General features: G+C 68.8%; 12 protein-coding genes and 1 pseudogene. All 13 read left to right on the forward strand.

The window, feature by feature from the left end:
• Nucleotides 1-90: 90 nt before the first annotated feature.
• On the forward strand, nucleotides 91-438 hold the full coding sequence (locus AX708_RS15230) for a hypothetical protein (RefSeq protein WP_066526472.1): 348 nt from the start codon (nucleotides 91-93) through the stop codon (nucleotides 436-438).
• Nucleotides 439-507: 69 nt separating this feature from the next.
• Nucleotides 508-2,004, forward strand: coding sequence for an ATP-binding protein (locus AX708_RS15235; RefSeq protein ID WP_066526469.1), 1,497 nt, complete (start codon nucleotides 508-510; stop codon nucleotides 2,002-2,004).
• Between the two features lie 187 nt (nucleotides 2,005-2,191).
• Nucleotides 2,192-3,127, forward strand: a complete 936-nt coding sequence (locus tag AX708_RS15240; protein ID WP_082745437.1) for an AraC family transcriptional regulator — start codon at nucleotides 2,192-2,194, stop codon at nucleotides 3,125-3,127.
• Nucleotides 3,128-3,151: 24 nt separating this feature from the next.
• On the forward strand, nucleotides 3,152-3,637 hold the full coding sequence (dps, locus tag AX708_RS15245; RefSeq protein WP_066526464.1) for a DNA starvation/stationary phase protection protein Dps: 486 nt from the start codon (nucleotides 3,152-3,154) through the stop codon (nucleotides 3,635-3,637).
• Between the two features lie 29 nt (nucleotides 3,638-3,666).
• Nucleotides 3,667-4,959, forward strand: a complete 1,293-nt coding sequence (locus AX708_RS15250) for an alginate export family protein (RefSeq protein ID WP_255358010.1) — start codon at nucleotides 3,667-3,669, stop codon at nucleotides 4,957-4,959.
• 38 nt (nucleotides 4,960-4,997) lie between these two features.
• Nucleotides 4,998-5,876, forward strand: a complete 879-nt coding sequence (locus AX708_RS15255; protein WP_066526461.1) for a pirin family protein — start codon at nucleotides 4,998-5,000, stop codon at nucleotides 5,874-5,876.
• A gap of 5 nt (nucleotides 5,877-5,881) precedes the next feature.
• Entirely contained in the window at nucleotides 5,882-6,208 is a 327-nt protein-coding gene (locus AX708_RS15260) for a GNAT family N-acetyltransferase (RefSeq protein WP_066526572.1), read from the forward strand.
• Between the two features lie 137 nt (nucleotides 6,209-6,345).
• A complete protein-coding gene (locus tag AX708_RS15265) occupies nucleotides 6,346-7,254 on the forward strand; it encodes a helix-turn-helix domain-containing protein (protein WP_066526459.1) in 909 nt (302 codons plus the stop codon).
• A 105-nt stretch (nucleotides 7,255-7,359) separates the two neighbouring features.
• Nucleotides 7,360-7,806, forward strand: coding sequence for a helix-turn-helix domain-containing protein (locus AX708_RS15270; protein ID WP_066526458.1), 447 nt, complete (start codon nucleotides 7,360-7,362; stop codon nucleotides 7,804-7,806).
• Nucleotides 7,807-7,829: 23 nt separating this feature from the next.
• Nucleotides 7,830-8,723: an AraC family transcriptional regulator gene (locus AX708_RS15275; RefSeq protein ID WP_066526455.1), complete on the forward strand. Its 894-nt coding sequence runs from the start codon at nucleotides 7,830-7,832 to the stop codon at nucleotides 8,721-8,723.
• Between the two features lie 117 nt (nucleotides 8,724-8,840).
• Nucleotides 8,841-9,497 (forward strand): hydrolase, encoded by a 657-nt coding sequence (locus tag AX708_RS15280; RefSeq protein WP_066526454.1) that lies wholly within the window; start codon nucleotides 8,841-8,843, stop codon nucleotides 9,495-9,497.
• 125 nt (nucleotides 9,498-9,622) lie between these two features.
• Nucleotides 9,623-9,886: a DUF1427 family protein gene (locus tag AX708_RS15285; protein WP_066526451.1), complete on the forward strand. Its 264-nt coding sequence runs from the start codon at nucleotides 9,623-9,625 to the stop codon at nucleotides 9,884-9,886.
• Nucleotides 9,887-9,957: 71 nt separating this feature from the next.
• A pseudogene (locus AX708_RS15290) lies at nucleotides 9,958-10,584 on the forward strand (amidohydrolase family protein); the annotation flags it as partial.
• Nucleotides 10,585-10,632 lie beyond the last annotated feature (48 nt).

The following is a 10,632-nucleotide window of genomic DNA, read 5'->3' on the forward strand; positions in this document are numbered from 1 at the left end:
CACATTACCTATATCATGTCAAACTATCCTTGCGGATGATGTAGCATTCGCTACGTTCAGCGGAATCATAGCCTTGGGAGAGACTGCGCCATGATCCTGTTCCGCCTGTTTCTGATCGCCTGCATGGTGACCATCGTCGGCTACACCTCGGTCACCATCGCCAATCATGGCTGGAACCTCGTCCCGATCTTCTTCGGCGACATGGCGAAAATGGCCTGGCCCGGGCAGTTCAACCTCGACTTCATGTGCTTCCTGCTGCTGGCCGGGATCTGGGTCTCGTGGCGGCACCACTTCCGCCCTGCGGGCCTGCTGCTGGGGCTGGTCGCGGTGTTCGGGGGCATGATGTTCATGTCGGTCTATCTGTTGATCCAATCGCTGCGCACGCGGGGCGATGTCGCCGCGCTGATGCTGGGGCCGGAGCGGGCTGCCGCACGCTAGGCCGGGAATCGCTGGAAAACTCGCCGCTGCGTCTTTGCCTCGGCGCGCTGCCTGCCTAATCCCTCCCGGGTGACGGCACATATCGACATCGGGCGCGGCCCCCAGGGAGAGGCAATCGGCATCGATCTGGCCGAGCTCCTTGCCACGCGCCTGCTGGTGCAGGGCAATTCGGGCTCGGGCAAGTCGCACCTCTTGCGCCGCCTGCTCGAGGAATGCGCGGGCCAAGTGCAGCAGATCATCATTGATCCCGAGGGCGATTTCGTCACGCTGGCCGACGCATTCGGCCATGTCGTGATCGACGCCGGTGCCTACTCCCCGCGCGAGATCGAGGAGCTGGCCGCGCGCGTTCGCCAGCACCGCGCCTCGGTGGTGCTGGCGCTGGACGAGCTCGAGGTCGAGGCCCAGATTCGCTGCGCCGCGCTGTTCCTCACCGCCCTCTTCGATGCCCCGCGCGAGCACTGGTATCCCGCGCTCGTGGTGGTCGACGAGGCGCAGATGTTCGCGCCTGCCGCCGCGGGCGAGATGAATGACGAGACCCGCCGGTTGACGCTGGCGGCGATGACCAACCTAATGTGCCGGGGGAGGAAGCGCGGCCTCGCCGGGATCGTCGCCACCCAGCGCCTTGCGAAACTCGCCAAGAATGTCGCGGCCGAGGCGTCCAATTTCCTGATGGGGCGGACCTTCCTCGATATCGACATGCAACGCGCCGCCGACCTCCTCGGCATGGACCGGCGGCAGGCCGAGCGCATCCGCGATTTGCAGCGCGGCCAGTTCCTGGGGCTCGGCCCCGCCATCAGCCGGCGACCGGTGGCGGTCCATGTCGGGCCGGTGCGGACCGCCGGACGCGGAGGCGGTCAGGGGCTGATCCCGCTGCCGCAGGCAGAGGACGGCGCGATGGAGGCGCTGCTCACCGACCGCCTTGCCGAGGCAGTCGCCCAGCCCCAGCCGGTGCGCCGCGCGCCGCCCCCGCCGCCGCCGCGCGCCGATCTCGAGGAAGCGCTCGCCCGTCCGCGCGCCTTGCCAGAGGTTACCCGTTCGGCCGAACCGCTCGCACCGCCGCCAGAGGCCCCTGTCCCGAGCCGCGCACCCTTACCGCCAGCGCCCCGCGAAGGCGGCGCGACCATTGAGGATGTCGTCCGCGATATCGCGCTCGCCGAGGGGGCGACCTATCGCCCCGCCGCGAGCCTGTTCCGCGATTTCGCGATCCGCTGCCGCCAGGCCGGGATCGCTTCAGCGCATATCGACATTGCCCGCTTCCGCCGCATGTTCGCCCATGCGGTGAGCGGTCTCGACCGGCTGCCGGGCGAGACCCAGGCGGTAATCGCCGCAGCCGCCGAGGGGGTCGATGACGATTGCCTCGCCCCCTATCTCGCGATGCTGATCGCCGCCCACACCGGCGCGGCCATGCCCTGCGAGGACGAGCTCGGCCGCCTCTACGGCAGCGCCTCGCCCAGTCGCGTGCGGCGGCTGCTCGACCATCTCGAACGGCAGGGCCGGATCGTGGTGCGCGAGGATTTCGGCGGCGAGCGCTCGATCACGGTGCCGGTGCTGCCAGCCGCAGCCTGATTTCCGGCCCCACCGGCCCTCCCGCGTCGCCCTCGTCTTGCCGCTTCATGGCAAGCATGGCCCTGACGCAGCAATCCCTGCACAGCATGGAGCCGCTCCCATCGGCTAGACCCCGACTGCCGCCGCGCGTCTCGCCCGGGCCTTGCGGCGCACGTTCTGGACGGGAGGGTCCGACGAGGAGATTTCGATGCACGCGCCTGTCCGTTCCCCTGTGCTTGCCATCCCACCCGGCGCCGAGGACGGCGTGGAACCCGGCACCGCCTCATCCGATGCCGAGAACTGCACACCGGTCACCATGCATGACCTTGCCGGCCCGGCACAACGCTTCGTGCTCCCGGCCGGGCGTGACGCGATCGTGCTTCCCCTCGGCCCGACGACCCTGTCGGCCTTCCCCGGGATTGCGCCGACCTGTGCAAGTCTCGGAACGGTGCTGTTCATCCCCGCCGGAACCTGCATCAGCGCCGGGTTCGAGGACCGCCACAGCGCGTGCGTGCTGTTGCTCGATCCGGCGCTGCGCGGCCTTGTCGGCGAAGCGCTTGCACCTTGCGCGGTGCAGGTGCCCGGCACTGCTTTCCTGATGCACAGCGCACACCCGGTGCGCGCGCTCTTGCCACAGATCCGCCGCTTCGGTGCCGCAGACGGCGCTCCGGGGGCGGCTCTGGCCTTGCGCGCCCTGACCGAACTGCTCCTCCACGAGGTTGCGCTCGCACATGCTGCAACCTGCGTTGCCGCTGCCGCGCGCACCGAGGCTCGCCGCCCCGGTCGCCCCCCGCGCAGCGAACGGATCCAGCCGCATCACCTCGCCGCGATCGACAGCTTCATCGACCGCAATATCGAGAACGTCCTGAGGATTGACGATCTCGCGGCTCAGGTCGGCCTGTCGCGCTATCACTTCCTGCGCTGCTTCAAGCGCGCGACCGGATCGAGCCCGCTGCAATATGTCCTCGCCCGGCGGGTCGAGCACGCCCGCCAGCTGCTCGCGCAGAGCGAAGAGAGCATTGCCGCGGTCGCATATGCGGCAGGCTTTTCCTCGCAGAGCCACCTGAACGCGATGTTCAAGCGCCACTTCGGCGTCACCCCCGGGGCCTTCGTGCGGGTCCACCGCCGCCCTGCCCTGCGCTGACGCCCTTTTGCCTAGGAGACCCCGATGACCTACACCTCCCGCCTCGATATCCCGCGCAGCCTCGCCAAGGCCTCGATCGATCTGCTCCAGGCTCGCCTTGTCGACGCGATCGATCTCGAGGCGCAGATGAAACAGGCGCACTGGAACGTGCGCGGCAAGGATTTCATGCAGCTCCACGAGCTGTTCGACGGGGTCCACACCATCGTCGAGGACTTCGTCGACACCATCGCCGAGCGCATCGCCGCGCTGGGCGGCATCGCCGACGGGCGGGTGCAGACCGTGGCCGCGACCAGCAGCCTCTACGAATATCCGCTCGAAGCCCGCGGCGGCGAGGCGCATTTGAAGGCGGTGGCCGGATCGCTTGCCGAATTCGGCAAGCTGGTGCGCGCCGATATCGACGCCGCGGCGGCCGCGGGCGATGCCGACACCGCTGATCTGTTCACCGGCATCAGCCGCGAGACCGACAAGCAGCTGTGGTTCATCGAGGCCCATCTCGACCCCGCCGCCTGAGCGCGCGCGCGGTGGCGGCGGGGCTCTTTGTGGCCGCGGCGGCAACATCCGCTCTGGCCGGACAGGAGCCGAGCGGGCTGAAGCAGGCGCCGGCGGCTGTCCCGCCGGCGCCTGCTTCAGCGTCCTTAGGCCCCGCATCGCCCCCCGCCATCAGGCTGTCGGGGGAACTGCGCGAGCGGGTGACGTGGCAATCGGCGCTCGCCTTCGACAGCGCGGACCCGGACGCGGGGCTGTTCTGGACGCAGCGCATCGCCCTCGCCGCCGATGCGAAGATCGCGCCCACGGTTCGCCTGCGCGCAGCGCTGGTCAGCGCGTTGATCGAGGGCGAAGGCGAAGAGAGCCCGGTCGAACGCAATGTGCTCGACCTGCAGGAGGCCTTCGTCGAGATTGGGCCCGAGCGCGCCTTCCTGCGGATCGGGCGGCAGGAAATCCGCTTGGGCTCGCAGCGGCTGATCGCGGTGCGCGATGGCACCACTGTGCGCCGCACGTGGGACGGCGTGCGCGGGCATGCGGTGCTGGGCACAGTGACGCTCGATGCTTTCGCGCTCCGGCTGGTCGCGGTGCGGCCCGACGGCGTCTTTAACGACGGTCGCAACGAAGGCCGGGATCTCGCAGGTGTCCAGGCAAGCTTTCCAGCCCCGCTCGGCAGTCTCGATGCCTATTGGCTCCTCACTACCCATGACGACCGCCGCACCATCGAAGGCACCGGCGACGAGCGGCGCCACTCGCTGGGCCTGCGCGCCCACGGCGAAGCTGCTGGGTGGTTCTGGGACTGGGAGGCGGTGTACCAGACCGGCCGCTTCACAGGCGGGGACATCGCCGCATGGACGCTCGCCACCAAGACCGGCTACCGCTGGCAGGCCGCCACCTGGCAGCCGGAACTGATGCTCTCGGCCAACATCGCCTCGGGCGACAAGACGCGCGGGGACGGGCGGCTCGGCACCTTCAACGCGCTCTACCCCAATGCCAGCTACTTCTCGGAGAACGCGGTTCTCGGACCCTCGAACTTCTTCAACCTCCATCCTTACGTGAAGCTGCGGCCGCGCCGGGACCTGACCGTGGGCCTGGACCTCAACCTCTACTGGCGGCTCGAGCGCGCCGACGGGGTCTATAGTCCGCAAGGAGGGCTGATCCGGGCACCAGGCGCCAGCCGCAAGCGCTTCGTCGACGCGGCGCTGTCGGGTGTGATCGAGTGGACGCCGCGTAAGGGCCTGTTGCTCGGCCTTGTCGCAACCCGCTCGCAGCCGCAGGGCTTCATCCGGGCGACCGGCCCCGCCGATCCGTCCGATTTCGTCGAAGCGACGCTGCAATTCACCTTCTGACCGCCTATCTTGACGCCGAAGCCAAGGAGCACACCGCCATGATCGAACGCATCATCACCAAACGCGCCCATGACCTCGGCGGCGGGTTCGAGGTCGGGCGGGTGCTGCCCTTCCATGCGCGGCGGATGGTCGGGCCCTACATTTTCTTCGACCATATCGGCCCGGTCGATCTTGCGCCGGGCATCCCGCAGAGCCTCGACGTGCGCCCCCATCCGCATATCGGCCTTGCGACAGTGACCTACCTGTTCGACGGCGCGCTCACCCACCGCGACAGCTTGGGTTACCATCAGGAAATCCGCCCCGGCGAGGTCAACTGGATGATCGCCGGGAGCGGCATTACCCATTCCGAACGCTTTGAATATGCCCGCGCGCACGGCGTCCACATGCACGGGATCCAAGCCTGGGTCGCCCTGCCCGAAGAGGCCGAGGAGGTCGATCCCGCCTTCTCGCACCATGCCGGGGCGGAGCTTCCTGCGTGGGACGAGCCGGGCCTTACCGGACGCTTGATCGCGGGCGAGCTTGAAGGGTTGCGCGCAGGGACTCCGGTGCACTCGCCGCAGTTCTACGCCCATTGGCAGATGCAGCCCGGCGCACGGCGGGTGCTGCCGGCCAGCTACACCGAGCGCGCGGTCTATGTCGCGGCGGGCGCGGCCCAAGTTGGCGACGAGGCGCTCAGCGCGGGCATGATGGCGGTGCTTGCCCCCGGTGCCGATGTCCCCGTGGTGGCGCAATCCGCGGCGACCGTGATGGTCCTCGGCGGCGAGCCGGTGGGGGAGCGGTTCATGTTCTGGAACTTCGTCTCCTCGCGAAAGGACCGGATCGCGCAGGCGGCGGAGGACTGGAAGGCGGGCCGCATGAAGCTGCCGGACGAGGACAGCCTCGAATTCACCCCGCTGCCCGAATTCAAGGGGGCGTGAGCGCGATGTCCGACATCGCCATCCGCTTGGACGACCGGGGCCGAAAGGGCCGCTACTTCGCGACAGTCGAGGGCCGCGAGGGCGAGGCCTATATCGCCTTCACCCATCACGAAGAGGGCGTCATCAGCGCCGACCACACCATCGCCCCCGACAGCCTCAAGGGGACGGGCGCGGCCTTCTCGCTGGTCGAATATCTGGTCGCGGACGCCCGCGCGCGAGGGTTCCGGATCATTCCCGTGTGCCCCTATGTCCGCGCGCAATACAGGAAGCACCCCGAATGGGCCGACGCCTTCACCGTCCCGCCCGAATGGGAGCCGGAGGCCACCGCCTGAGGCACCCGCACGTAGCCGCGATTGCGAGGAATTCGCGCTTGGCGCGCTAATGCCTTGGCCTTCCTGCCGCCGAGGGGTAGGGCGAAGGGGCTTGTCGGGGGTCAGGCAAGGGATCGTTCGTAGAAGGATTGCCTTGCGTGCCCGAACTTGTCACCGCCCATCCCAGCTCCGGCCTCCTCGCTTATGACAGCGCGCGATGGATCGGCGGGGTGCCGCGCTACGACCGGGTGCACAATGCCTTCGGCATTTCCACCGTGCTGCAATGCGGGGTGGAAGGTCAGGGCATCACCGAGGCGGACGTTCCGGCCAACGACTTTGCCGTCTCGCTGTTCCGCATCGGCAGCGGCGCGCCGGTCGACCGCCGCGTCTGCGGGCATCCCGGCAGAAAGACCTATCGTGTGGGCGAAGGCACGCTGCTGGCCCCGGGCACCGACAGTTTCTGGGCCGTCGATGCGAGCAACAATTCCGGCTGGTTCCACGTTCACTTCACCCGCGACCTGCTCGCCGAGGTCGAGGCGGCGCACAACCTCACGCTCGAGACCGTGCCCGATGTTGCGGACCGGCAGATCGCCAATATCGTCAACCTGATCTTCGAGCTGGTCTCCCACCCCGAAGACCCCGAGCCGATGCTATGGCAATCGCTCGGGCAGGTGCTGTTGTGGCGACTGCTGCTGCTGACCGCGGGCAAGAACCGCCGCGACGAGACGCGCGGCGGCCTTGCGCCGTGGCAGGCCAAGCGCACCACCGAATATCTCGCCGACAATCTCGAACGGCGCGTGACGCTCGACGAGCTTGCCGCGATCGCCCGCCTCTCGCCGTTCCACTTTGCCCGCGCCTTTGCCAAAACGCTGGGGATGCCGCCCTACCGCTATCACCAGAAGCTGCGGATGGAGCGCGCCTGCGAACTGCTCGCGCGCAGCGACATGCGGATCATCGAGGTCGCCCTCGCGGTCGGCTACGAAAGCCCGCAGGCGCTCGCGCGGGCCTTCACCCAGACCTTCGGTTGCCCGCCCTCGCAGTGGCGGCGCCGGCACGGCGGCGGCTGATCGCGCGGGCTCCCAGCGCGGCAAGGATGCACAAACCGGCACGAAGCGCCGTGCGCAGCGACCCATGGCTTGCTGCGCGCGGCACTTTGCTCATTCTTGCCACCGATGACCATCGACGCGACGCCACACTATGCCGCGGCAGAGCACTCCGCCTTGTCCTACCCCGAGCCGCGCCCCGCCGGCGAGCGCATTGCGCCGTGGCAGGCCCGCGCCGCGATCGCCCACATGCAGGCCAACCTCGCCCGGCCGGTAACGCTGGGCGAGCTGGCCGCCGCAGCGGGGGTCTCGATATTCCATTTCTCGCGCGGGTTCCGCAATGCGGTCGGCGAGCCGCCCTTGCGGCACCTCGCCCGATTGCGCATCCGCGAGGCCTGCCGCCTGCTCGCCGAAACCGGCGCACCGGTGGCGCAGATCGCAGCCACGGTGGGCTACCGCTCGCCCCAGGCTTTCGCGCGCGCTTTCGAGCGGCTGTGCGGCTGCCCTCCGACCACGTGGCGCGCGCGCTGCGGCGACCTCTCGGAGTGCTGCAATGATGGCTTGGCAGGACCCTGACCGCAATGGCAGGATGACCGCTGATGGGGTACGTCGATTTCGAAACGCATCTGGGCTCGCAGGTCGTCGCGCCCTTCGTGGTCGAGCGGCTGGTGGGGGGAACCCGCAGCGCGGACGCACCGGTGCACCTGGTCCAACTGGCCCAGCCGCCGGGGGACTTTTCCGATCCGCCGATGTCCGACCTCGTCATCACCGCCGGGCTCAGCACCCATCGCACCACCTATCGCAACGGCGATTTCCGCTTCGCCGGGCAGGCGGTGCCGGGCGAATGGTCGGTGTTCGCGCGCGGCGAGGCCAACGCGATCGTCATCGACGATCCCAGCCGCTTCATCGCCATCGCCATCCCCGCCAGCATCGCCGACCCGCTGCTCGACAGCCTGTGGCCCGACCATGCCAGCCAGTTCGCGCGGCTTCATCGGCTCCAGCAAGCCGGGCTTGTGCCGCAGCTGATCGAGCGGCTGTGGCACCGCGCCGGCGCCGGTCTCGCGGAAGACTCGGGACGGCTTTACTGCGATGCGCTGGTGACGGTGCTGGTGAGCGAGCTGATGCACGCCGCACAGGTGCCGGTCGCTCCGTTTCGCGGCGGGCTGGCAGGATGGCAGCGGCGGCGCGTGGCCGAATATATCGACGCCGCCTTCGACCGTGACATCGCGCTCGGCGATCTCGCCGCATTGTGCGGCCTGTCGGAGGATCACTTTGCGCGGGCTTTCCGCAAAAGCTTCGGGATTCCGCCTTATCGCTACCAGCTGCGGCTGCGGCTCGAGCGTGCCAAGGCGCTGCTCGCGGATCCCGAGCTGCCGGTCGGCGCGGTGGCGGCAATGGTCGGCTTTCCCCGCACGCAGGGCCTGACACGGCTGTTCCTGCGCGAGCTCGGCATCACCCCGCTGCGCTTCCGCCGCGACGTGCTCGGCCGCTGAGCCGCCGCGAGCGGGCAAAACCGCAATATCGGTCCAGTGACCGCAAGCGCTGCGGCGCACGGCGCTGTGCGCGCGCCTAGGCTCCGGGCCGCCACTCCAGCAAGAGGACAAGGTCCCATGATCACCGCCACCGCCGAAGCCGGCTCTGCCCTGCTCACTCCTGCCGACCATTTGCTCATCATGATCGACCACCAGTCGCAGATGAGTTTCGCGACCAAGTCGATCGACGCGATCATGTTGCGCAACAATGCCGCGCTGGTCAGCAACGCCGCGCGCATCTTCGACGTGGCGACGATCCTTACCACCGTCGCCGAGAAGTCCTTCTCCGGCCCGATCTACGACGAGATCAAGCGCGAGTTTCCCTGCGCCCCGATCATCGACCGCACCACGATGAACTGCTGGGAAGACGAGAACGTCATCGCCGCGGTCAATGCGAGCGGAAAGGAGCGGATCGTGCTCGCGGGGCTGTGGACCAGCGTGTGCATCGTCGGTCCGGCGCTCTCGGCGATCGACCAGGGCTACGAGGTTTATGTCATTGCCGATGCCTGCGGCGACGTCAGCGACGAGGCGCACGAGCGCGCGATGCAGCGCATGATCCAGATGGGCGTGCGGCCGATGACCGCGCTCCAGTACATGCTAGAACTCCAGCGCGACTGGGCGCGGGCCGAAACCTACGATGCGGTCACCGGCACGGCCAAGATCTATGGCGGGGCCTACGGCCTCGGCATCATCTACGCCAAGGCGATCCTTGGCGCGGACGCGCACGAGGGCTGAGGATCCCTCCCCATCTCTCCGTGCCGCAGCCATGCCCCCGTGACCCCGTGGAACGGCTGCGCGCCGGGCCGGCCGCCTGTCCCCGTGGGCGGCCGGCCCCTCTCCGCCTGCCAAGGAGCCTCGCGATGAAGCCCTACCTTGCCGCCCTCGGTGCCGGATTGCTCGTCGGGATCGTGTACAGCCTGCTCAATGTCCGCTCGCCCGCACCGCCGGTGATCGCGCTGGTCGGGCTGCTCGGCATTCTGCTCGGCGAGCAGATCGTGCCGCTCGCCAAGCGCCTGTGGCACGGCCATGCGGATGTCGTCGCCGAGACGCGCGCCGACTGCGCGGAACACATCCTCGGCCCCCTCCCCGCGCGCGCCGGGTTGAAGGGCGAGCAGGACGCATGATCGACCGCCGCACCGCCAGCGCGGGGATCGCGCTCGCAGGGCTCGCACCGCTTTTCAAGGGATCGCCGCTGATGGCTTCGCAGAGTGCTTTTGCCGACACCGTTCTCGTGAATGGCCGGTTCACCACGCTCGACCGCGCCAATCCCGCGCCGGAGGCCGTGGCCATCACCGGCAACCGCTTCAGCGCAGTGGGCGAGCGGGCGGCGATCATGGCGCTCGCTGGGCCGGACACCTGCGTGATCGACTGCGGCGGCAGGCGCGTGATCCCCGGGCTTGCGGACAATCACATCCACATCATCCGCGGCGGCCTCAACTTCAACATGGAGCTGCGCTGGGACGGGCTCACCAGCCTTGCCGACGCGATGGCGATGCTGCGCGCGCAGGTCGCGCGCACGCCCGCGCCGCAATGGGTGCGGGTGGTGGGCGGCTTTTCCGAACACCAGTTCGCCGAAAAGCGCCTGCCGACATTGGACGAGATCAACGCCGCCGCCCCAGACACGCCGGTCTTTATCCTTCACCTCTATGACCGCGCGCTGATGAACGCCGCAGCCCTGCGCGCGGTGGGTTACACCAAGGACACCGCCAACCCGCCCGGCGGCGAGATCCAGCGCGACGCGAGCGGCAACCCGACCGGGCTGCTGATTGCTAGCCCCAATGCCGGGATCCTCTATTCGACGTTGGCCAAGGGGCCAAAGCTGATGGGGTGGACGCCCCCCGACGGCATCGATGTGCCATAGTGGAGGTGT

Source organism: Erythrobacter sp. CCH5-A1 (assembly GCF_001557115.1).
Lineage (GTDB): Bacteria > Pseudomonadota > Alphaproteobacteria > Sphingomonadales > Sphingomonadaceae > Erythrobacter.